Origin of the sequence: Kribbella sp. NPDC051952, from assembly GCF_040680855.1 — a bacterium.
In the GTDB taxonomy this organism is placed as follows: domain Bacteria; phylum Actinomycetota; class Actinomycetes; order Propionibacteriales; family Kribbellaceae; genus Kribbella.
On record NZ_JBFAXQ010000007.1, the window covers coordinates 191568 to 214956 of the forward strand.

Consider the following 23389-nt stretch of genomic DNA (forward strand, 5'->3'; position numbering starts at 1 on the left):
GCCCGGTCGGCCTCCGTGAGGACAACCGATCGGGAGGGACTCATCGTGGTATCCAGACCACGATCGAGGCGTCTCGGCATAGCTGCCGTCGCCTCGATCGCCGCCCTGGGGCTGGCTTTCTCCGCCCCCGCCCAGGCCACAACCAATCCGCACAACCATCCGCTCGCCGCCGACTCCAAGAACAAGCCGGACCAGACCGTCACGCTCATCACCGGTGACCGGATCACCTTGCGCGGCGGCGATTCGCACCGCGCGTCGGTGCAGCCCGGCGCCGGTCGCGCGCATGTCGCGTTCGGCACCTACCGGGTGAAGGACCACCTGTACGTCGTACCGTCCGACATCCGCGCGCGGCTCTCCACCGGCAAGCTGGACAGCCGCCTGTTCGACGTGACCGGTCTGATCAAGGCCGGGTACGACGACAAGTCGACCACCGCGATCCCGCTGGTCGTCACCTACGCCGGCAAGTCCCAGAAGCGCGCCGCAGCTCCCGGCGCGACCGTGACCCGCCAGCTGCCGGTCGTCAACGGTGCTGCGCTGAAGGTGAACAAGGCCAAGGCCGCCACCTTCCTGACCGGTGTCTCGTCGGCCCGCTCGGCCACGGGCGTTGACAAGATCTGGCTCGACGGCAAGCGTCAGGTCAGCCTCGACCAGTCCGTCCCGCAGATCGGCGCGCCGGTCGCGTGGCAGGCCGGCTACACCGGCAAGGGCATCTCAGTGGCCGTGCTGGACACCGGCATCGACACGTCCCACCCGGACCTCGCGCCCCAGGTCGTCGGCGGCAAGAACTTCACCACCGAGGAGGACGGCGACCACTTCGGTCACGGCACCCACGTCGCGTCGATCATCGCCGGTACGGCGGCAGCGTCGGACGGCAAGTACAAGGGCGTCGCGCCGGACGCGAAGCTGTACGACGGCAAGGTCTGCGACGGCAACGGCAGCTGCGAGGACTCGGCGATCCTGGCCGGGATGGAGTGGGCCGCGACCGAGGTCAAGGCCAAGGTCGTCAACCTCAGCCTCGGCGGCACCGACACCCCGGAGATCGACCCGCTCGAGGAGGCCGTGAACCGGCTGACCGCGGAGACCGGCACGCTGTTTGTGATTGCCGCAGGCAACGATGGCCCTGGCGACCACACGGTCGGCTCACCGGGTAGCGCGGACGCCGCACTGACCGTCGGCGCGGTCGACAAGCAGGACAAGCTGGCCGACTTCTCCAGCCGTGGTCCGCGGGTCGGCGACGGTGCGGTCAAGCCTGACGTCACCGCACCAGGTGTCGCGATCGTCGCGGCCAAGGCCAAGGACTCGAAGATCGGTACGCCGGTCGGCGACCAGTACCTGGAGCTCGACGGTACGTCGATGGCCACCCCGCACACCGTCGGAGCGGCCGCGATCCTGGCCCAGGAACACCCGAACTGGAAGGCCGCCGAGCTCAAGGGCGCGCTGATCGGATCCGCGAAGCCGGCCGCCGACCAGACCGCGTTCGAGCAGGGCGCGGGCCGGATCGACGTGGCCAAGGGCATCACGCAATCGGTCATCGCCGAGCCGGGCAGCCTGTCGTTCGGTACGGCGAGCTGGCCGCACGGCGACGACACCCCGGTCACGAAGACGCTGGCCTACCGCAACCTCGGCGACCAGCCGATCACGCTGAACCTGGCCGCGTCCCTGACCGGTCCGGACGGCAACCCGGCCCCGGCCGGTGCGCTCGAGCTCAGCGCGAACACCGTCACGGTGCCCGCCGGTGGGACCGCGTCGGTCCAGGCGACCTCGAACACCAAGCACGACGGGCCGGACGGCTCCTACTCCGGCCGTGTCACCGCGACCGCCGGCGACGCCTCGGTCACCTCGGCGATCGGAGTCGACAAGGAGCCGGAGAGCTACACCCTGACCGTCACCGCGATCGGCCCCGACGGCAAGCCGACCGCGCCCGAAGGCCTGGTGTTCGGGCTGGACCACGACGTGTTCAACTTCATCGGTGATGGCACGGACACGTTGAAGTTCCGGTTGCAGAAGGGTGAGTACCTGGTCGAGGGTTCGCAGTTCCTCGAGCGGCCGGACGGGACCTTCACGTCCTACGACCTGGTCGATCCGTCCGTCCAGCTGACCGAGGACACCTCGGTGGTGCTCGATGCGCGGCTCGGCAAGCGGGTCAACGTGACCGTGCCGCAGCCGGGCGCCGAGGTCGCACTCGGCGACGTCGGCTACGACCGCCAGACCGCGGACGGCAGTCGTGGTCTCGGTTCCACGCTGTTGCTGCTGGATGGCTTCGACGGCGGCGTGTACACCGCGCAGCTCGGAGCGAACCTGCCGCCGGAGCAGCTGACCGGACATGTCATGTCGCAGTGGGCGAAGCGGGGCGCCAACGGGTCGTTCGCGAACTCGCCGATCTTCGTCGGTCAGGCGAACTCGTTCCCGGGCCGGTTCCCGACCGGGTTCGAGCGGGCGGTCAAGACCAAGGACCTGGCCGTCGTCCAGCAGACCGTCAATGCCATCAGCGACCGGGAGATCGACCGGGTCGTCTACGGTACGGCGCCGGGCACGAACGGCGGCTGGGCGGTCGGGATCCCTTACGACAAGGCCCCGGTGACCACGAAGCTGTTGCTCGACGCGAAGCCGGTCACCTGGGGAACCGAGTTCGAGGAGGTCGTGCCGGGGACCGATCCGGACTTCCCGTTCCCGGAGACGATCGCCCGGTTGTCAGGGCCGGTGAAGGAGTACAAGGGCGCGAAGTCCTACCGGGAGCGGTTCAACGCGGTCGCCCTCACCACTGCACCGGATGCAGCCCTGCGGACCGGAGCCGATCTGGTCCTGTCCGCCTACGGGGTGGCGGATGCCGACGGCAACAAGGGCTTCGCGCGTACGAGCGCCGAGTCCAGCAAGCTGATCCGGGACGGCAAGGTCGTTGCCGAGTCGCCGTACTTCGGTTATGTCGAGGCGACCGGGCTGCCGGCGGAGAAGTCGTCGTACACGCTGGAATCGACGCAGACGCGGACGGACTGGGCGGTCAGTACGAGGATGGATCTGCGCTGGACGTTCTCGTCGGCCGCGGCGGCCGAGGAGACGAAGCTGCCGTTGCTCGGGTTGCGGTACCAGCCGAAGGTGGACAGTCACAATGTGGCCGAGCGCAAGCCGGTCAGCGTGCTGCCGGTGGTCGTCGATGCCCAGCCGGGCGCGACGGTGCCGCGGATCAAGAAGCTCGAGATCCAGGTCTCCGGCGATGACGGCAAGAGCTGGCACAAGGCCGGGGTCGTGCCGTCCGGTCACAACGGCTACACCGCGATCTTCGCGACACCAAAGGGTGCCAAGACGATCTCGGTGAAGTCTCACCTGGTCGATGCTGACGGCAACATCACCGACCTGACTGTTATCAGCGCGTACCAGCTGCGTTAAGACCTCAACCTTTGGGCGGCACCCAGTCGTCCAACTTCCCGAACCGGCCCGGAGCGGGCCGGAGACTCGGGGAGGAACGATGGGGTTGAGGAAGCGAAAGATATCGGCAGGCATCGCGGCCATCACGGCCGCGGTGCTTGCCGTACCGCTGGCCAGCGGCGCACAGGCCGCGCAGTCGCCGGAGCAGACTACGAAGACCGCCAAACCGTCAGCGGACAAGGTGATCACGTTGATCACCGGCGACCGCGTCGTACTACGGAACGGCGACAGCAAGCAGGTCACGGTCAAGGCGGGCAAGGGGCGTGAGCATGTCAGCTTCCGGATCAGCCGGGTGCGGGGCCGGTTGTCCGTCGTACCGCTGGATGTCAGCTCGGCGGTGACATCCGGCCGATTCGACCGGCGGCTGTTCGATGTGACCGGCCTGCTGGAGATGCAGTACGACGACGCGCACACGGGCTCGATACCGGTCCTGGTCGACTCGACGGGGCCGAGTGCTCGCAGCGCGTTGCCGGAAGCAACGATTGCGAGGGACCTTCCGGCACTCGGGGTGACGGCGCTGAAGGTGGACAAGAACGCCACGGGGGCGTTCTTTTCCGGCGCCCGAACCCGGTCCGCGCCGGCCACGGTCTGGCTGGATGCGAAGCGGCGCACGATGCTCGATCAGAGCGTCCCGCAGATCGGCGCACCCGCAGCCTGGAAGGCGGGCTTCACCGGCAAGGGCGTGCGGGTCGCGGTGGTCGACACCGGCATCGACGCCACGCATCCCGATTTCAAGGGCCAGATCGTGGCCAGCAAGAACTTCACCACCGATCCGGCCGGCGACGGCTTCGGCCACGGCACCCATGTCGCGTCGACCATCGCGGGGACGGCGGCCGCGTCGCAGGGCAAGTACAAGGGCGTCGCACCGGACGCGAAGCTCGTGGACGCGAAGGTCTGCGACAACGAAGGCGGCTGTGAGGACTCGGCGATCCTGGCCGGGATGGAATGGGCTGCCGTCCAGCAGAAGGCCCGGGTGATCAACCTGAGCCTGGGCGGACCCGACGAACCGGGCCTGGACCCGATGGAGACGGCCGTGAATCGGCTGACCGCGCAGACCGGCGCACTCTTTGTGATTGCCGCCGGCAACGAAGGTCCGGACGCCGGCACCGTGTCCTCGCCTGGTTCCGCGGCATCGGCGTTGACCGTCGGAGCGGTGGACAAGAAGGACGCGCTGGCCGATTTCAGCAGCCGCGGACCGCTCGTCGACGGCACCGGGATCAAGCCCGACCTCACCGCACCGGGCGTCGGTATCGTCGCGGCCCGGGCGAAGAACGCGCAGATCGGCGAGCCGGTCGGTCAGTACTATCTGTCCCTCGAGGGCACCTCGATGGCGACTCCGCATGTCGCCGGTTCGGCCGCGATCCTGCTGCAGGAACACCCGTCCTGGAAGGCATCCGAGCTCAAGGCGGCCTTGATGGGAACCGCCAAACCCATCGCCGGACAGACGGCGTACGAGCAAGGCGCCGGGCGCGTTGACGTGGCGCACGCGATCACTGACACGGTGGTGGCGGAGCCGGGCAGTCTGGGCTTCGGTACGGCGCTGTGGCCGCACACCGACGACAATCCGGTCGCGAAGAAGCTTGCCTACCGCAACCTCGGCACCAAGTCCGTCACGTTGTCCCTCCAGGTCAGTTCGACGCCGGCACCGGCGTTCAGGTTGAGCGCGACCTCGCTGACCATCCCGGCCGGCGGCAGCGCCTCGGTCACCGTCACGTCCGACACCCGGCACGACGGTCCGGACGGCCAGTACTTCGGCCGGGTCGTGGCCACCGCACCCGGCGTGAACGTCGGTACGCCGGTCGTCGTGACCAAAGAGGTCGAGAGCTACGACATCGACGTCAAACACCTGCTGCCGAACGGCAAGGGCACCGATCGGAACTACACGATCGTCTACGGTCTCGACCACGAGCTGGGTCTCCAGGTGAAGACCGATGCCCAGGGCAACGGCAAGCTGCGGTTGCCGAAGGGGCGCTACCTCGTCGACGGTATCGTCGGCGACTCGGCCGACCGCAACTACCAACTGGTCTGGCCGAACCTGGTCCTCGACCACACCACCCACCTGGCCGTCGACGCCCGCAAGACGAAGCCGATCGCCTGGACGCTTCCGCGCAAGGGCACTGAGCTGGTCGAGGCTGACTTCGGCTACTACCGCAAGGCCGATGGGTACCTGATCGACGGTTCGATGTCGACCACGGACGTCAGCAAGCTGTACGTCGGCTCGATGGGAGCACCGGCACCCGGCGACGACCTGATCTCCTGGACCAGCTCCCGTTGGGTGGTTCCTGGGAAGGCGGGCGACCCGCGGAACGCGCCGTACAGCTACAACCTGGTGCAGTCCAAGCGCGGCAGCTACTACACCGGCTACCGACGCGTCGTGCGCGAGAACCAGCTGGCCACGGTACGGGCGCAGTACACCGGCGATCACCCGGGCACGATCGGGGCGGACGAGCAGTTCGCCTGGATCCCTGGCGTGGAAGCGAGTACGCCGGGGATCCCGATCGAGTACGACCTTCCAGCGACGTCTACGCAGTTCTTCGAGACGAAGGATGTGGCCTGGGACGAGATGCTCACGTACGTGCTGCGCAAGGACGGTGCCGAGTCGTATCCGCTGTCGCTGAGCACAACCAGCCCGAAGAAGTTCAGGGCGGGTCGCACTTACTCGGAGCGTTGGGGTGCGGCGGTCGCGAACACCGGGTTCGGGCTCGGCGACGGGAGTACGCGGAAGGGGAACGAGCTGACCATCTTCATGTTCCCGGTCTCGGACCAGGACGGCCATGCGGGTACGGCGATCTCGACCGACAGCGAGAGCACCCGGTTGTACCGGGACGGGGAGTTGCTGGCCAACTCGGATGCCGCGGGTCAGCTGTGGATCGAGAAGGCGCCGGCGGAGAAGGCGTCGTACCGACTGGAGGTCTCGATGCGGCGGGCACAGTTGCAGTTGGCCTCGCGGGTCGAGCACGTCTGGACCTTCACCTCGCAGGACACCGGGAAGGCGACGGAAGTGCTGCCGTTGCGGGAGATCGAGTTCCGGCCGGTGGTCGACGGACAGAACTCGGTCGAGCGGAAGACGGTCAGCACGCTGCCGTTCGCGGTCGTGCATCAGCCGGGGGCCAAGGTGGCCGGGATCCGGTCGGTGTCGGTCCAGGTGTCGGGTGACGGCGGGAGGACCTGGCAGTCGGCGATCGTCGTACCAAAGGGCGACGGCACCTACGCCGCGGTCTTCAAGACACCGGCGGCGAAGGTGATCTCGCTGCGGTCGTCGGTCGCGGACCGGGCCGGCACCACCGCGACCCAGACCGTGTTCGGCGCCTATCGAATCCGCTGAGCCGAGCAACCTCAGCGGGCGGTTGATGCGTTTCGTGTCCGAGCGCCTACAACCGAGATCTGGGGAGTGGCTGTGAGTTCGAGATCCAAGCGCAGAGGAATGCCCGCGGTCGCCGTGCTGGCGACCGCGGGCCTGGCAGTAGCCGGATTGGGAGGACCGGCACAGGCGGCAGCACCATCGGCCGCCAAACCACCGGCCGCGAAACCGTCGGCGGCGAAGGACGTGCGGGTCACGCTGATCACCGGCGACCGCGTCGTGCTGCCGGGGGGTGACCCGACCAAGGCGACGGTCGAGCCCGGGGCCGGCCGCGAGAAGGTCGGCTTCAACACCTACCGGACCAAGGATCACGCGTACGTGATCCCGGCCGACGTGACCAAGGCCGTCGGCGACGGGCAACTCGACCGGCGGCTGTTCGACGTGAAGGAGCTCGTCGCCGACGGGTACGACGACGCGTCCAGCAAGGTGATCCCGGTCCTGGCGACATACCCCGCCGGTGTGGCCAAACGCGCCGTACCGGCTGGTGCGAAGGTCACCCGGCAGCTGCCGTCGATCGGTGGCGTCGCGCTGAGTGTGGACAAGAAGAACGCGACCACCTTCCTGGGTACGTCGGCCACCGCGCGATCCGCGGGTGGGTACGCCAAGCTCTGGCTCGACGGGAAGCGCCACATCACGCTGGACCAGTCCGTGCCGCAGATCGGCGGTCCGGTCGCCTGGCAGGCCGGGTACACCGGCAAGGGCGTGAAGGTCGCGGTGCTCGACACCGGGATCGACGCCACCCATCCGGACCTGGCGACGCAGGTCGCGGGGGAGAAGAACTTCACCACCGAGTCGAGTGACGACGTGGTCGGTCACGGCACCCATGTCGCCTCGACGATCGCGGGCACCGGTGCCGCATCGGACGGCAAGTACAAGGGGGTTGCCCCGGACGCGAAGCTGTACGACGGCAAGATCTGCGAGGTCTACGGTTGCGAGGAGTCGGCGATCCTGGCCGGGATGGACTGGGCCGCGAACGACGTCAAGGCCGACATCGTCAACATGAGCCTCGGCGGCACCGACACCCCGGAGCTCGATCCGCTCGAGGAGGCCGTGAACCGGCTGACCGCGGAGACCGGCACGCTGTTCGTGATCGCGGCCGGCAACGACGGTCCCAGCGATCGGACCGTCGGTTCACCCGGTAGCGCCGACGCGGCACTGACCGTCGGGAACGTCACCAAGCAGGACGCACTGAACATCCTGTCCAGCCGTGGTCCGCGGGTCGGCGACGGTGCGGTCAAGCCGGACGTGACCGCGCCCGGGACCGACATCGTGGCCGCGAAGTCGAAGGACTCGTCGATCGGCGAACCGGTCGGCGACAAGTACCTCCGGCTGTCGGGTACGTCGATGGCGACTCCGCACACAGCCGGTGCCGCGGCGATCCTGCTGCAAGAGCACCCGGCGTGGACTCCGGGCGAGTTGAAGAACACGCTGATGGGCTCGGCGAAGGTCGCGGCAGAGCAGACCACGTTCCAGCAGGGGGCCGGCCGGATCGACCTGACCACTGCGATCAAGGCGAACGTCATCGCGACTGAGGGCAGCGTGTCCTTCGGCGTGGCGTCGTACCCGCACACCGATGACGAGCCGGTGACCAAGACCGTCACCTACCGCAACCTCGGCGACCAGGCGGTCACGCTGGACCTGGTGGCGACGCTGAACGGTCCGGACGGTACGGCGGCACCCGCTGGCGCACTGAGCCTGAGTGCGAACTCGGTGACGGTGCCGGCCGGTGGGACCGCGTCGGTACAGGTCACCTCGAACACCAAGCACACCGGGACGGACGGGCTGTACTCGGGCCGCATCACCGCGACCGGGTCCGGGCAGAAGGTCGTCGTACCGATCGGCGTGGACAAGGAGGTCCCGACGTACACGTTGACGGTGAAGCTGATCCGGCCGGACGGGGCTCCGGATCCGGACTACCCGATGACGCTGCTCGGCGTCGACAACCCCCACTTCGAGACCTATTCGCCGGACGCGACCGGGACGGTCTCGCTCCGGTTGGCGAAGGGCGAGTATCTGCTGAGCCAGTTCCAGGAGTTCGAGCGGGCTCCCGAGGACTGGATCTTCTTCACGCTGGTCGCGCCGAGTGTGAAGCTCGACTCCGACCAGACCGTCGTCCTCGACGCACGTAAGGCCAAGCCCGTGACCACCTCGGTGCCGCGGGCGGATGCCGTCCAGGCGAACGCCTCGATCGGGTTCGACCGGACGATCAAGGACGGCGTCTATTGGAACGACGCGAGTGGGTTCATGTCCGGGGAGATGTTCACCTACAGCACCGGCCCGGCGCTGCCGGCCACAGAGTTGACCGGGCACATCACGTCGCAATGGGGTGTTCCGGGGGCGGACGGGTTGTTCACGAACACGCCGTACCTGTACGGGATCGCGAACTCCCAGCCTGGAGTGTTCCCCACCGGATTCGACCGGAAGGTGAAGGCCTCGGACCTCGCGACCGTGGATCACACCGTGAACGCGACCAACGGGGTGCAGGTGCAGAAGACGATCACTCCGATCATGCCGGGAGTCGGGGGCGTGTTCGTGCGGGTCATCCGCCTCGACCTGCCGCGGACGATCCGGTACTACCTGGACCAGACGCCCGGCGGTTGGTCGAGTGAGGTCCAGCAGCCGGCCCCGGAGCCATCGTCCGCAGTATGGTCGCTGGACGGCGATCCCGTTGTCTACAAGGCCGGACGGACGTATCGCGAGCAGTGGAACACCGCGGCGTTCGGGCCCTCGGTGCTGGAGGTTCGGCGGACGGCTGACAAGTTGTATCTCGACGTGGGCAACTACACCGATGCCGATGGTCATGGCGGCTGGATCAACACGACGTCCGCGAGTACGACGCTGTACCGCGACGGGACCCAGGTCGGGACGTCGCCCGGGTTCGGTTTCGTCAACGCCACCGGGCTTCCGGCGGAGAAGGCGTCGTACAAGCTGGTGACCACCGGGACGCAGACGCTGACGCCGTTCGCCACCCGGGTCGACCTGACTGCGACCTTCACGTCGGCGGCGGATCAGCCGAGCGTCCCGATCTACACGGTCAGCTACCAGCCTGATGTCGACGCGCACAACGTCGTCAAACGTCAGCCGGTCACGGTTCTGCCGTTCAAGGTCAAGGGCGGTCCGGTCAAGACCCTCACCGTCGAGTACTCGTCCGACGCCGGCACGACGTGGCACAAGGCCACCGTCGTCGGCTCCAAGGTCGTCTTCAAAACCCCCGCCGGCAACAAGATCTCCCTGAGATCCACAGCCGCCGACAACTCCGGAAACACCACCACCCAAACAGTAATCACCGCCTACACCATCAGCTGACACACGCAAACAGCCCCCGGGAGGTGATCCCGGGGGCTGTTTCGTCGAGTGGGTCAGCCGAGCAGGTTCAGGGCTTGGACTGCGTCGCGTTCTTCGGCGAGTTCGGTTGTGCTGGCGTCGATGCGGGCGCGGGAGAAGTCGTTGATCTCCAGGCCCTGGACGATGGTCCAGTCGCCGTCCTTCGTGGTGACGGGGAAGGAGGAGATCAGGCCTTCGGGGACGCCGTACGAGCCGTCGGAAACGACCGCCATCGACAGCCAGTCGCCGTCGGCGGAGCCGCGGATCCAGTCGCGGGTGTGATCGATGGTGGCGGCGGCCGCGGAGGCGGCCGACGACGCACCGCGTGCCTCGATGATCGCGGCACCGCGCTTCTGCGTGGTCGGGATGAAGTCGTTCTCCAGCCAGTCCTGGTCGTTCACGACCTCGATCGCGTTCTTACCGGCCACCTCGGCGTGGAAGATGTCCGGGTACTGCGTCGCGGAGTGGTTACCCCAGATCGTCACCTTCTTCAGGTCGGTGACGTGCGTACCGGTCTTCTTCGCCAGCTGTGCCAGCGCGCGGTTGTGGTCCAGCCGGGTCAGCGCGGCGAACCGCTCGGCCGGGATGTCCGGCGCGTTGCTCTTCGCGATCAGCGCGTTCGTGTTGGCCGGGTTGCCGGTGACGGTGATCCGGATGTCGTCGGCGGCGTGGTCGTTGAGCGCCTTGCCCTGGCCGGTGAAGATCGCGCCGTTCGCCTCCAGCAGGTCGCCGCGCTCCATCCCCTTGGTCCGCGGCCGCGCACCCACCAGCAGCGCGACGTTGACCCCGTCGAAGACCTTGTTCGGGTCGTCGCCGATCTCGATCCCCGCCAGCGTCGGGAAGGCGGAGTCCTCGAGCTCCATCACGACGCCCTCGAGCGCCTTCAGTGCCGGTGTGATCTCCAGCAGCCGCAACTCCACCGGGGTGTCCGGGCCGAGCAGCGCGCCGCTCGCGATCCGGAACAGCAGGCTGTAGCCGATATTTCCAGCGGCCCCGGTAACGGCCACCTTCACCGGTGTAGTGCTCACGACACGCTCCTCGAACTCTTCGACTGTGTGCTTCGGACGCTAGCAAGCCCCCGGCCCCAGCCCAACGCTGGGGCACCACGTTCTTCCTCACATCTGGCCACAGACTCGGTAACTGAAAGGATGGCCGGGTGGAACGCAAGGTCGGGTCCGGGATGGCCACCGTCGAGGCTGTGGCCGACGGCACGTTCGTGCTGCGGGTCGACGGGTCCCTGCAGTCGCAGGTCGACCTGGCCGACCCCACCCACCTCTCCTTCGAGTACATGCGCCGCATCGCCGACGTGATCGACGCCGTCGCCCCCAGGCGTCAGCCGATCGCCGTCACCCACATCGGCGGCGCGGCGCTCAGCCTGCCCCGGTACGTCGTCGCGACCCGCCCGCGCTCCCGCCAGATTGTCCTCGAACCAGACGAGGACCTGACCGACTTCGTCCGCGAGGCCCTACCGCTGCCGAAACGCTCCGGTATCAAGGTGCGCCCGGTCACCGGCCGCGCCGGCATCAACGACCTGTACGACGATTCCCTCGACCTGATCATCCTGGACGCCTTCGAGCACGAGGCCGTCCCCGCCAACCTGGTCACCGCCGAATTCTTCGCGCACTGCGCCCGCGTCCTCCGGCCCACCGGCGTACTGATCGCGAACCTGATCGACGGGACGGCGGGCCTGCCGTTCATCCGTCGTACGGCGGCCACCGTGCGCGACGCGGTCGGCGACGGGGTCCTGCTCGCGGAGCGGAGGATCTTTCGCGGCAAGGGATTCGGCAACGTGATCGTGGTCGCCTCACCCCAGCCCGTCCCCGACCTGACCACGGCCGGTCGCCGGGCTCAACCGCCGTACGACGTGATGCCGGTGGCCGAGCTGGCGGGCAAGGCCGCGCCGCTCACCGACGCGGAGGGGTTCGTCACGCCGCAGGCGCCGCCCGCGATCTTCCGGAGCTGAGCCGATCGACGGCATCCGCTGCCGCCGCACGCTCTGACCGCGAGGCGCCGACCGCGTGTACGAGCTGGTCGAGCCGATCCCGGCCGGCCAACCGTGTGCCCTGGAACCAGGCCTGGATGGTGGTCCGGGGGATGCCGGTCAGCTGCTCGAGCTTCCGAAGCGAGTGCGGTCGGGTGAACGCCGACAGCGCGGCGCCCAGATCTTCGAGGGACTCGGCGGTCTGCAGCAGCTCGACCAGGTCCTGCGGTTCTCGACTCGCGGACTCCCAATGCCGGCGCCAGACCGGGAGAAGCTCGGCCGGTACGCCGCAGCCGGTGAGGAACGCGGTCGTTACTTCCCAGGTCGGCAACTGCTTCCCGCTGGTCGCGCGAACCAGGTGTGCGTGCGAGTAGTGCGCGTGCTCGGCAAGCTCGCGATAGGTCAGCCCGGCCTGCTGCCGAACCCGCTGCAGAGCCGCGGCGAACGCACTCACATCCATGACGACCTCCTCGCGATCAAACATAATCCAACATGAATGAACAAATCAAGTGACCGGTCGGGTTACGCTTGGGCAATGTCTGTCGCGAGAGTTGCCGGTCTGACCTACTACCCGGTGAAGGGCCTGTCCGGCGTGCCGGTCGAGCACGCCGAGGTCGGGCCGACGGGCCTACGCCACGACCGGAACTTCATGCTGGTCGAGCCCGACGGCACCTTCCTCAGCCAGCGCAGCCTGCCCGCGATGGCCTCGCTGCGCGCCGAGCTCATCGGCGACGCTCTCCGGCTGTCCGGCCCCGGCGCCCCGGACCTCGAGATCCCGATCCAGTACGACGGCAAGCGGCGAGACGTCAGCCTGTTCGGCAAATGGTTCGGGCAGGGCGTCGTGCAGGATGCGGCCGCGGACGCCTGGTTCACCGAGCGCCTGGGTAGGCCGGCTGCGCTGGTCCGGGTGACGCCCGAACACGACCGGCCCGGCTGGGGTGCGCACCGGGGTCAGACCGGCTTCGGGGACGCGCACGCGCTGATGATCACGTCGCTGTCGTCGCTGGACGGACTGAACGAGCGGATCGTCGAGCGCGGTGGTGACGCGATCCCGATCAACCGCTTCCGCCCGAACATCGTCGTGGCCGGCTGGCCCGACCCGCACACCGAGGACAAGGTGCTGCGGATGTCCGCGGGGTCGGTCGAGATCGGGTACTCGGCCCGCTCGATCCGGTGCGCGGTCCCGACCGTCGACCAGGCGACCGGGGGCAAGCGTGGTCCGGAGCCGACCCGGACGTTGGCGTCGTACCGGCGGGAGCCGACGTACGGCGGTGGGGTCAGTTTCGGGATGAAGGCCGCGGTGCTTGCCGGCGGCATCATCACCGTCGGTGATGAGATCTTGGTACACGAATGGATCCCGGCCGGGACCGATCCGGCCCAAGACGATCGGTAGCGTCATGACCCGTGCTCCGGGTCCTGTCGTTGCTACTGGCACCAGTGTCGTTGTTCGCGGCAACTGCTGAGGTTCCGCGCGCGCCAGGAGTCCCGTCGTACCAGGTTGAGCTGGCGAGTAACGCCGCCGGCACGACGTGGTCCGGGCGGGAGACCGTTGCCTTCACCAACACCTCGGCGGATCCGATGCCGGAGGTCTACCTGCGGTTGTGGGGCAACTCCCACGGCTGCGAGGCCGTGCAGGTCGTCGGTGCGACGACACTGCCGGACTGCACGGTCGCGAAGGTCGTGTTGCCGAAGGCGCTCGAGCCGGGGGATCGTACGTCGATCGCCGTCGACGTCACGTTGACGGCGCCGGACCGGGAGGACCGCTTCGGCCGGTCGGGGGCGTACAGCTTCTTCGGCAATGCCTTGCCGGTGCTCGCGGTCCACGACGACACGGGCTGGCGGCTCGACCCGGACGTGGGGATCGGCGAGAGCTTCTACACGGTCGCTGCCGACTTCGCCGTCCGGCTCAAACATCCGGACGGGATCACCGTACCGTCGACCGGGACGATGACCGATGGGGTCGCAATCGCCAAGCAGGTCAGGGATTTCGCCTGGGTGGCGGGTCCGTTCCGGACCACCGAGGTGAAGTCGCCGAGTGGTATCACGGTCCGCACCTGGGCGACGCCGACGGTCAGTGTGGACGCGGTCGGCGGTGCACGGGCCGAGGCCGTGTCCGCGCTCGACGACTTCGGCCGGCGGTTCGGCACCTATCCGTACGGCGAACTCGATCTGGTGCTGAATGGTCGGTGGACGTCGTTCAGCGGGATGGAGTACCCGGGATTCGTGCTGCTGATCTCGCCGCAGAGTCCGGTGACGCACGAGGTGGCACACCAGTGGTGGTACGGGATCGTCGGCAACAACGAGTACGCCGATCCCTGGCTGGACGAGGCGTTCGCGACGTACTCGACCGATCTGCATGACGGCGCGCAGCAGGCCGGCTGCTGGCCAGGTTCCTTGCCGGTGGCAATCACTCGCGACATGGGCTACTGGGGTGCGCATCAGAAGTCGTACGGGCCATATGTCTACACCTACGGCTCGTGCATGTTGCATGACCTGGAGCGGGAGATCGGCACAGCGCAGATGGCTGAACTGCTGGCGACGTATGCGAAAGCTCATTGGTACGGCGTCGCCACTCCCGCAGACTTCAAGACCGCGGCCCAGGCCGCCACCATGACCGACCTGGGCCCGTTCTGGAAGTCACACGCGATCGGCTAACAGCCCACGCGGTAGCGGCCGGTGACGGCCTTGTAGGTGCAGGTGTCGATGGTCTTGCCGGCCGGCGTCTGGAAGCGAGCAGTGTCGCCCTCGTTGTTCCAGATGTACCAGGACTGGTTCCAGTACAGGGTTTGGGCCCGGTTCCGGTTCTTGCCGGTGCGGATGATCGCGGTCGTGCGGCCCGCGAGCACATAGCCCTTCGGGAAGACGAACAGGTGGTTCGCCGCGTCGAGCACCCGGAAGCCGGACAGGTTGACCGGCCGCGAGCTGGTGTTGCGGATGGTGAAGAACTCGTTGTTCAGCTGCGCGTTCGTGCGTACGTCGGTGCCCGGCGGGTCGTACTGGATCCCGCTCAGGAGCACCGTCGTCGCCGCGTCCGCGGACAGTGGTGCGAACACCGCCGTGGCCACCGTGACCGCAGCCGCGGCGAACACGGAGAACGGCAGGCTGAAGCGTTGTGCGAACACAAGAAATCCCCTTCGGCAGTGGGCCGAATTTCCCCCCGGCCCGATGATGTTCTGACTGCCGGTTCCCCCCGGCGCCCCGCACGCTAGCGGTCACGCTCCGTGCTCGTCAAGGGCTCAACCAACAGTCGTCGCGACACCGTGGTCGAGCAGTCGAACGCGGTCCTCGAGGCCTGCCTCGCGGAAGGCAGCGACGAAGGTGTCCGGCCCTTCGCTGAAGTGCGACCAGCCCTCGGTGTGCACCGGGACGATGGTCGCCGGCGCGAGCAACTGGGCGGCTTCGACCGCAGCCGCCGAGGTGAGTGTCAGCGGCGCGCCGTCCAGCAGGGTGGTACGCGCGGCCCCCGCGAACAGGATCGCCACGTCGATGGGAGCGAAGCGATCGACGACCTGCTTGACCAGGTCGATCGAGGCGTTGTCGCCCGAGACATACACAGTCGGGAGGCCCTCGCCTCGCAGTACGAACCCGGTCACCACCCCGGTGACCGCCTCCGCACCCGCCGGTCCATGCAGTGCCGGTACGCCGGTCACCGTGATCACGCCGCCGTCCGGCCGCGGGAGGTCGATCGACTCCCAGTTCTCCAGACCGCGTACGCCGGGAATCCGCTCCGCCGCACCGGGCGTGGACAAGACGGTGGCGATCGACGGCAGCAAGTCCCGGCCGGAGTCGTCGAGGTTGTCCTTGTGCTCGTCGTGCGAGAGCAGCACGACATCGACCGTACCGAGGTCGGTCACCGGAACCGCCGGCCCGACCAGTTTGGTCATCACCCGCCCACCCGGCAGCGCGTAGTCCTGCGGCACGTCGAAGGCGGGGTCGGTCAGAAAAGTCAGTCCACCAAGGTTGAAGACGGCGGTCGGCCCGCCGATGTGCGTGATCTCCATAACCACGATCTTCGTATTCATCGCAACGATTCACCATTGGCCCGAGAGCCACACTTCCTGAAGATCGGGCCATACTGGTGTCATGCTGGATGTCATGCGCACAGTGGCGGTTCTCGCGTACGACGGGATGAGTCCGTTCCACCTGTCCGTGCCCTGCCTGGTCTTCGGGAATCAACGGGACGACCGGTACGACGTCCTCGTGTGTGCCGAGGAGCCGGGATCGTTGCGGACGAACGCCGGATTCGGCCTCACTGTCGACCACGGGCTCGAGGCGATGGAGCGGGCCGACGTGGTCGTGCTGCCGAGTTGGCATCCTGGTCGCGCGGCATCCGGCGTACTGATCGACGCGATCCGGCGGGCGCACGAGCGGGGAGCGACCGTGGTCGGTCTGTGTATCGGCGCGTTCCTGGTCGCGGCGAGCGGGATCGCGGACGGACGGGAGGTGGTGACGCACTGGCGATGGGCGGAGCGGTTGCAGGCGCTGTATCCGGAGCTCGCGGTGCGCGCGGATGTGCTCTGGTCGGACCTGGGTGACCTCATCACGTCCGCCGGGACCGCAGCCTCGCTCGACTGCTGTCTACATCTCGTCCGAGCCCATCACGGAGTCGAGTACGCCGAACAATTGGCGCGGGACATCGTGGTTGCGCCACATCGGAGCGGCTCGCAGGCGCAGTACATCCCGGTGCCGGTCCCGCCCGATCCCACCGACGACGTGATCGAGAAGGCGATGGTGTGGGCTCGGGCGCGGCTCGATCAGCCGGTCTCGCTGGACGAATGGGCGGGAGCCGTGGCGCTGTCCCGGCGTACGTTCACCCGGCAGTTCCGCGCCCGGACCGGGAGCTCTGGGCAGGCCTGGTTGCTGCGGCAACGGCTGGACCGGGCGCGATTGTTGCTGGAGACGACAGATCATCCGATCGAACGCGTGGCAGGAGAGAGCGGGTTCGGCAGCAGTGCGGCGCTGCGGCACCACTTCCACGCCGTACTGGGGACGACGCCGCAGCGGCATCGGCAGGAGTTCGCGGTTTAGAGCAGGAGCAGGAGCATGTAGAGGGCCGGGGCGGCGAAGGTGATCAGGAGGACCCAGGCGATCATCCGGTGCCGGGGCTTGTCACGGCTGAGCGAGGAGGCGAAGTAGAGCACGGCGCCTTCCTCGGTGTGCCGGCTCAGGCCCATCCGCCGGGCCTCGTCGGGCCGTGGATCCGGCCGCTCGTCGGCCAGTGCGTCCGGTGGAATCCCGAAGTGCGCGGGCCGGGCCGGATCCAGATCCTCACGTTCCCCGAACATCCAGCCTCCCGCAGGGTTGGTCGACCACGTCCCCCCATGGTCGCACCAACCCCACCCGAAAGCCTGCCCTTCCCTATGAGAAGTCAGCCACCCACGCGTAGCGGGTCGGCGTGGAGCCGAGACAGATACCGAGTACCACGCTGCCCTTGCAGTACTGGTGTGTCTTCATGCCGACACCCAGGGTGGTCAGGCCACAGTTCAGGACCGTGTTCTTGCTCTGGGCCATGATCTGGTTGTAGGCCTGCTGAGCCCCCCAGCTGTCGCCGCCGGCCGTCGACTTCGAGGACCCGGAGCTGTTCACCGAACCGGAGTTCGCGCGGCTTCTCGCGTCGGTACGTGCCCCATCGGTCAGGCCGGGGTCCTGCTCGAGACGCGCGCACCCGTTGTTGACGCGGGCGTTGTCGATCAGGTTGAACAGCTGCAGTTCGTCGCCGTTCATGTTCCCGTCCGCCGCCGGAGGTGGCGGCGGGGTTGTCGTGGTCGGCGAGGTCGTGGTCGTGGTCGGCCGTGGCCTACCGGTGCTGACCGTGCGACCGGGGGATGTGGGGCTCGTGCTCGGGGTCGTGGTGCTGCGGTCTGCTGTGGGGGTGTCGGTGGGGGTGTCTGTTGGGGTGGCTGAGTCCGTGGGGCTGGTGGTCGGGGTGACCGAGTCCGTGGGAGTTGCCGTGGGGGTGGCCGTTGGGGTCGCCGTGGGGACCGGGGTGTTCGGGCGATGCGTCGGGGGTGCGACCACTGGCTTGGTGGTCGGGGTGATGTAGGTGTCGTCGGTGCGGGTGACGATCGGGACCGATGCGTCGGCCGGGTCGTTCTGCGGCTGGTGCAGGAGGATCCACGAAATCGGGGTGATCACGACGATCACTGACGCGATCGCGATCAACGTCCGTCGCGTCCGCGCCGACCGCCCGGCCGCCGCACTCCGCGCCGCCGACCGACGCCCCGGTCCGGACGAACCCGGCCCAGAAGGCCCAGGCCGAGAAGACCCACGCCCACCACCCGAGCCGCCCGAGCCACCTGATCCACCCGAGCCACCTGATCCGCCGGCGCCACCGGATCCGCCGGCCGTAGCAGCCATCACGCTCGTCGCGGCCACATCGTCGCCGCCGTCCGGCGTGCTGTCGGCCGTGCTCGCAGCCGCACCAGCGTCAATCGCAGCCCAGTGATCCGCGACTCGTCCACGCCCAGAACCCTGCGCCTCCGCAGAGGCGGCCCGCCGCGAGGACCACGTGTCCGCAGTCTCACCAGGCCCGGACTCCGCCGTACGACGTGACGACCAACTGCCCGCGGTTTCACCGAGGGTCGTCGGGCGCGGCTCGGGGGTGTCGGGGCGGGGCGCGCTACGGCGACCGGCGGCACGGCGGGGAGCCGGGTCGGGCTCCGTGCCGGCGATGGACTGCGCCACCCAGGAGGTGCCCGAAGGCCGGGAGCGCGAGCCCAGACCGGAGTCCGGGGAGGCCTGCGGCGAGTAGCTCGGAATGTCGCCCTGCGTGGACGGTCGCGGCGCGTACTGCGGTGTGGCCGGACGCGACTGTGCGTTCGCCCAGAACGGCGACTCGCCGCCGGTGGGCTGCGTGGTCGGCCAGGCCGCGGACTCTTCGCCGCGGGGTGCGTAGCGGGGTGGTTCGGACGGTGCCGGTGGGGTGGTATCGGCCGGAGGAGTGGACCGGTTGCCGGAGCGCGAGGAGCGCGTGGCGGCGCGGGTCGCCTTCCTGCGTGGCTTGTACCGGCTGCTGCCGGACTCGGACATTATTTCGTTGTTCCCTTCACTGTCTTGCCCCCAAGACGTGCCTCACCATGCGTCTCACCGGGTTCCCCCAGAACTCTCCGGCGACAGGACAAGGACGGATCTACCCGCCTGGACCAGCCGGGAACCGGCCGGACATTGTGGCGGTGAGACAACGTCTCCGCCACAGTCGGTGTGCTGGACACAATGACAACCTCAGGCCGATCAGCTGCGGCCGAAGTCCTGGACCCAGCTGCCCGGGCCCAGATCGGACTTGACCCGGCCGGGGTCGTACCCGACGCCGATCGAAGTGAACTTGCAGTTCAGGATGTTCTTGCGGTGGCCGTCGCTCTGCATCCAGGCCGCGACGACCTTCTGGGCCGAGTCGTAGCCGGCGGCAATGTTCTCGCCCCAGCCCGACCCGTGGTATCCGGCGGCCGACATCCGGTCTCCCGGACCCTGACCGTCAGGGTTCGTGTGATCCATGTAGTGCCGGCGGACCATGTCCGATGCGTGCCTGCCGGCGGCCTCGACCAGCAAGCTGTTCAGCCGGAGCGGGCGACAGCCCTGCTGCTCACGGATCTGGTTGGTGTAGTCGAGCACCTGGCGCTCCTGCGCGCTGGTGCCGCCACCACTCGGCGGCGGCTGCGGGGAGTCGCTCGGCGTCGGCTCGGTGGTCCGGGTCTTCGTCGGCCTGGTCTGCGAGGGCTTCGGCCGGCTGGTGGTGCCGGCCGTGGTCCGCGGTGCCGACGGAGGCACCGTCACCGTCGTCACGCCGACGGTCGGAGCCGCCGGTGTGGTGAGGATGCTCGTGGGTGTCGTGCTCGGGGTGTCGCCGGTGGTGCTCGGCGTACCCGATGAAGGAACCGTGGACGCCGCCGACCCGAGGGCCGACGTACCGACGACGACGGGTGTGGTCACGCCGTTCGGAAGGGTCTTGGTCACGGTGACACTTGCGCCGCCGGTCGCGGTGCCTTCGACCACGGCACGGCCGGAATCGTCACGAGTGTCCTCGGAGACGTTCAGGACCTTGGCGGAGTCGTCGACCGTCGTGTGGTCGCGCGACATCAACCAGACCACCGGGCCGATGGCAATGAGCACCGACAACGCGCTGGCGATCGGGCCGATCAGGCCACGGCTCCGCCGGGGTGCACGTCGACTTCCGCGGTGCCGCCGGGGGGTTGGCGAATCCGTCATGGGATGGGCGAATCCTCTTCGTTTATTCGTCGAACCGAGACTGCGTCGTTTCCCCGTGGTTGTTGCCAGGTCCCCCCTGGTTACCGAACAGCGACCTTAACCGATCGGTAAGGTCACCGTTACGGTTTCACGACGGCTCTTAACGATCCCCGAAGGTTCTTCGGAGATCGTTGACGAACGGGTGGAGGAAGCGGTCAGCCGCCGAAGTCCTGCACCCAACTTCCCTTGCCCCATTCGGGCTTCACCTGGCCCGAGTCGTAGCCGATGCCGATCATCGAGTAGCTGCAGTTCAGGATGTTCTGGCGGTGGCCCGGGCTGTTCATCCAGCCCGTCACGACGGCGGACGGACTCGAGTAGCCGACGGCAATGTTCTCGGCCATCGCGCCGCCCTTGAACCCGGCTGCCTTCATCCGGTCGAACGGGCTGCGGCCGTCCAGGCTGTCGTGTGCGAAGTAGTGCTTCGCGACCATGTCGGACGCGTGCGCCTCGGCTGCCTGCACGAGTGCGCTGTTGGTCCGCAGTGGTCCGCAGCCGGCCTTGGCGCGCTCTTGGTTGGTGAGAGCAAGCACCTGCGCCTCGGCGGTTCCCGATCCGCCGCCCGGCTTCGTCGTCGGCGGCTTCGAGGTGGTGGTGGTCCGGGTCGGCTTCGGTGACGGCTTGGGTGTCCGCGTCCCCTCGCGGCTCGGCTTGCTGGTCGACCGGGTCGGCGTCGGCGTCGACCGCTTGGTCTTCGTGGGTGTCGCCTTGGGCTTCGGTGTCGGTGTCGGGGTCGGGGTCAGCGTCGGGCGAACCGGCGTGGACGACGGACTGTTCGGTGTGAGAGAGGTGTCCGCCGACGCGTCTTCGGTCGCGGTGATGGGCGACTCCTGGCCGGTGATCTTTCGGCTGTCGGTGTCGCGCACGACGAACCACCCGATGCCGATCAGCAGGACCAAGGCCGACAGCGAGGCGATGAGGGGACCGGCCACACCGTTACCAGGTGACCGCTTGTGGTTCGTCATGGTGTGCAGCTTTGCCCAGCCCGGCCTGCTGTGACTCCCCACCGGAGCCGCACTTCACGAACCTTTGACTATGTCAGGCGTTTCAAACGGGTGGGGTCATTAGCTAGACCTCGCGATGACGATGTCGGCGATCACCTTCCAGCCCAGGCTGCGGTACAGCCGCAGGCCGTCGATGGAAGCGATCAGGATGCCGCGTTTGGCACCCTGGGCCGCGGCCGTCTCGACCAGCGACGCCATCACCGCACTGCCGAGGCCACGCCGCCGATGGGCCGGATCGGTCTCGATCCGGTCCGCCACCGCGTCCTCGCCGACCACGGCCATCCGGCCGCTCGACACCACCCCGCCGTGCAGCGTCGCACGGGTGATGATCAGGTCGGACTCGAGCTCGGTGTGCAGGGCATAGCGTTCGTGCAGTTTCAGTGCCGGCTGCTCCGACAGCTGGATCGTCATCAGCCAGTCCTGGTCCTGCTGGACCTCGAGGCCGAGATCCTCCAGCTGCTCGATCCGGGCTTCCTTGTCGTCGGTGGCCAAAGTGATCCAGCCGGCTCCGCGGCCACCTCCGCCGGCAGATGCCAGCTCGGCGGCGCGCTCGACCCGCTCGGGTTTGTCATCGGCGTCCAGTACGACGTACTCCGTCGCGCGGTTCTCCTCGCCCGCACGAACGATCAGTATGCCGTCGTTGTCGTCCTCCACCGTGGTCCAGCCCCGCGAGACGGACCACCCGGCCTGCCAACGGCGGACGAGCTCCTCACGATCTCTCACCAGTCGATTCAAGCAGTCAGATCCCGTCACGGCGAGGGGAACTAGTGTCGTCTGTCACCAACTGGCCGTAAACCACTGCTTTCAGGCGGTCACCAATACAGGGTCCGGCGCTCGCAATCAAGCCCCCGGCCACTCGGTCCGGAGCAGGTCGAAACAGAGATCGTTGTCGTAGGAACCGTCGCGGCGGCGCGACGCCTCCCGCTCGATGCCGACCCGGGTGAAGCCGTTGACCTCGGCAACGTGCGCCGACGCGGTGTTGCCCTCGGCAGCGAGCAGCTTCAGCCGGCGCCGGCCCAGGCCGCCGTCGGTGATCGGCGTGAAGGCGTGCCCGATCACCATCCCGACCGCGGTCGACATCACCTTGCGGCCGCGCGCGTCGGGGTGCAGCCAGTAGCCGATCTCGCCGACCGTCTTGTCCATCCGGTTCTTGAGGTCGAACACACTCACGCAGCCGAGCAACTGGTCCGTGGTCGCGTCCGCGATCGCCCAGGACACCCCTTCGCCGGTCGCCAGGTTGTCCAGCCGGCTCGCGATGAAACCTTCCGCGTCACTCAACTCGTACGGCGACGGCAGCCCGGCCAGCCAGACCTGCGTGCGCTCGTCGTTGCAGGCCTCGGCGACCCGCGGCGCGTCCGTCGGCCGGAACGACCGCAACCGGAGCCCGCCGTCCTCAAGCTCTGGGACGGTCCACCAGTTGCCTTGCGGTTCGAGCTCGTCGTCCAGCCCGATCGTCGCGACCCATTCGTCCATCCGGACGCCCCGCGCCGTACCGCCACCGGGTACGACGACCAGCCCGCGGAAGCCGCTCTTCCAGGCGACCCGGCGCGAGGCCCAGTTGCCGACGAAGGCCCGCCAGATCACCCGGTTCCAGCCGAGCTCGTCGAACGCGTGCCGCACGACCAGCTTCACCGCGCGCGTCATCACGCCGGCGCCACGAGCCCAGGGTGCGAGCGAGAACCCGATCTCACCGCCCTGGCCCCGGCCGTCATGGAGGTCGACGGTCCCGGCGAAGCGGCCGTCGTACTCGATCGCCCAGGTCCAGATGCCGCCGTCGCGCCAGCCGTTCGGGATGATCTGGGCCAGGTAGTTCACGGCGTTCTCGCGCAGATACGGCACCGGGATCGTGGTCCAGCGCTGCATCTCCGGGTCCTGGCACATCGCCTCGACGGCGTCCAGGTCGTCCGTGGTGTGCGCACGCAAGGTCACCACGGCATCGGTCAGGACCGGCACGTCCTCGGGAAATCGCATGCTCCAGGGTGACGCGACGCGACCGGGTCGGCAACGCCATTCTTCTCAAAATGCACCGTCACTGACAGCAACTCGTTTCGACACTAG

The 23389-nt window shown here is 68.2% G+C and carries 17 protein-coding genes; 7 read left to right on the forward strand and 10 right to left on the reverse strand.

Annotated features, from left to right (window positions below; translation table 11 throughout):
* The first annotated feature begins 45 nt into the window (after positions 1 to 45).
* From AB0L70_RS16035 to AB0L70_RS16045, 3 genes are all read left to right on the forward strand, one after another.
* Entirely contained in the window at positions 46 to 3384 is a 3339-nt protein-coding gene (locus AB0L70_RS16035; RefSeq protein ID WP_363684493.1) for a S8 family peptidase, read from the forward strand.
* Between the two features lie 79 nt (positions 3385 to 3463).
* Positions 3464 to 6748 (forward strand): S8 family peptidase, encoded by a 3285-nt coding sequence (locus tag AB0L70_RS16040; protein ID WP_363684495.1) that lies wholly within the window; start codon positions 3464 to 3466, stop codon positions 6746 to 6748.
* 72 nt (positions 6749 to 6820) lie between these two features.
* A complete protein-coding gene (locus AB0L70_RS16045) occupies positions 6821 to 10090 on the forward strand; it encodes a S8 family serine peptidase (protein WP_363684497.1) in 3270 nt (1089 codons plus the stop codon).
* 53 nt (positions 10091 to 10143) lie between these two features.
* On the opposite strand, the gene AB0L70_RS16050 is transcribed toward AB0L70_RS16045, so the two are convergent.
* Positions 10144 to 11136, reverse strand: a complete 993-nt coding sequence (locus tag AB0L70_RS16050) for a malate dehydrogenase (protein ID WP_363684499.1) — start codon at positions 11134 to 11136, stop codon at positions 10144 to 10146.
* Positions 11137 to 11264: 128 nt separating this feature from the next.
* On the opposite strand from AB0L70_RS16050, the gene AB0L70_RS16055 reads away from it, so the two are divergent.
* Positions 11265 to 12071: a fused MFS/spermidine synthase gene (locus tag AB0L70_RS16055; protein ID WP_363684501.1), complete on the forward strand. Its 807-nt coding sequence runs from the start codon at positions 11265 to 11267 to the stop codon at positions 12069 to 12071.
* Here AB0L70_RS16055 and AB0L70_RS16060 read toward each other — a convergent pair.
* Positions 12034 to 12549, reverse strand: a complete 516-nt coding sequence (locus AB0L70_RS16060) for a helix-turn-helix transcriptional regulator (protein WP_363684503.1) — start codon at positions 12547 to 12549, stop codon at positions 12034 to 12036. The two genes, AB0L70_RS16055 and AB0L70_RS16060, sit on opposite strands and share 38 nt — an antisense overlap.
* Positions 12550 to 12624: 75 nt before the next feature.
* On the opposite strand from AB0L70_RS16060, the gene AB0L70_RS16065 reads away from it, so the two are divergent.
* The gene (locus AB0L70_RS16065; RefSeq protein WP_363684505.1) at positions 12625 to 13482 is read left to right on the forward strand and encodes an MOSC N-terminal beta barrel domain-containing protein; all 858 of its coding nucleotides are present in this window, start codon (positions 12625 to 12627) and stop codon (positions 13480 to 13482) included.
* Between the two features lie 11 nt (positions 13483 to 13493).
* The gene (locus tag AB0L70_RS16070) at positions 13494 to 14744 is read left to right on the forward strand and encodes a M1 family metallopeptidase (RefSeq protein ID WP_363684507.1); all 1251 of its coding nucleotides are present in this window, start codon (positions 13494 to 13496) and stop codon (positions 14742 to 14744) included.
* Here the strand turns inward: AB0L70_RS16070 and AB0L70_RS16075 are convergent.
* Both AB0L70_RS16075 and AB0L70_RS16080 read right to left on the reverse strand, forming a co-directional pair.
* Positions 14741 to 15211 carry a lamin tail domain-containing protein gene (locus AB0L70_RS16075; protein ID WP_363684509.1) on the reverse strand — a complete coding sequence of 157 codons (471 nt, stop codon included), beginning with the start codon at positions 15209 to 15211 and terminating at the stop codon, positions 14741 to 14743. The genes AB0L70_RS16070 and AB0L70_RS16075 overlap by 4 nt on opposite strands.
* 114 nt (positions 15212 to 15325) lie before the next feature.
* Positions 15326 to 16111, reverse strand: coding sequence for an MBL fold metallo-hydrolase (locus AB0L70_RS16080; RefSeq protein WP_363684511.1), 786 nt, complete (start codon positions 16109 to 16111; stop codon positions 15326 to 15328).
* Between the two features lie 61 nt (positions 16112 to 16172).
* On the opposite strand from AB0L70_RS16080, the gene AB0L70_RS16085 reads away from it, so the two are divergent.
* Complete coding sequence (locus AB0L70_RS16085; protein WP_363684513.1) at positions 16173 to 17117, forward strand: helix-turn-helix domain-containing protein; 945 nt, start codon at positions 16173 to 16175, stop codon at positions 17115 to 17117.
* On the opposite strand, the gene AB0L70_RS16090 is transcribed toward AB0L70_RS16085, so the two are convergent.
* The 6 genes from AB0L70_RS16090 to AB0L70_RS16115 all read right to left on the reverse strand — a co-directional run bounded on the left by AB0L70_RS16090 (position 17114) and on the right by AB0L70_RS16115 (position 23302).
* Positions 17114 to 17374: a hypothetical protein gene (locus AB0L70_RS16090; RefSeq protein ID WP_363684515.1), complete on the reverse strand. Its 261-nt coding sequence runs from the start codon at positions 17372 to 17374 to the stop codon at positions 17114 to 17116. The two genes, AB0L70_RS16085 and AB0L70_RS16090, sit on opposite strands and share 4 nt — an antisense overlap.
* A gap of 73 nt (positions 17375 to 17447) precedes the next feature.
* Positions 17448 to 19118, reverse strand: a complete 1671-nt coding sequence (locus AB0L70_RS16095) for a hypothetical protein (RefSeq protein WP_363684517.1) — start codon at positions 19116 to 19118, stop codon at positions 17448 to 17450.
* Between the two features lie 201 nt (positions 19119 to 19319).
* Entirely contained in the window at positions 19320 to 20291 is a 972-nt protein-coding gene (locus AB0L70_RS16100; protein WP_363684519.1) for a CAP domain-containing protein, read from the reverse strand.
* 194 nt (positions 20292 to 20485) lie between these two features.
* Complete coding sequence (locus tag AB0L70_RS16105) at positions 20486 to 21292, reverse strand: CAP domain-containing protein (RefSeq protein ID WP_363684521.1); 807 nt, start codon at positions 21290 to 21292, stop codon at positions 20486 to 20488.
* A 99-nt stretch (positions 21293 to 21391) separates the two neighbouring features.
* Positions 21392 to 22054 (reverse strand): GNAT family N-acetyltransferase, encoded by a 663-nt coding sequence (locus tag AB0L70_RS16110; protein WP_363684523.1) that lies wholly within the window; start codon positions 22052 to 22054, stop codon positions 21392 to 21394.
* A 117-nt stretch (positions 22055 to 22171) separates the two neighbouring features.
* A complete protein-coding gene (locus AB0L70_RS16115; RefSeq protein WP_363684525.1) occupies positions 22172 to 23302 on the reverse strand; it encodes a GNAT family N-acetyltransferase in 1131 nt (376 codons plus the stop codon).
* Positions 23303 to 23389 lie beyond the last annotated feature (87 nt).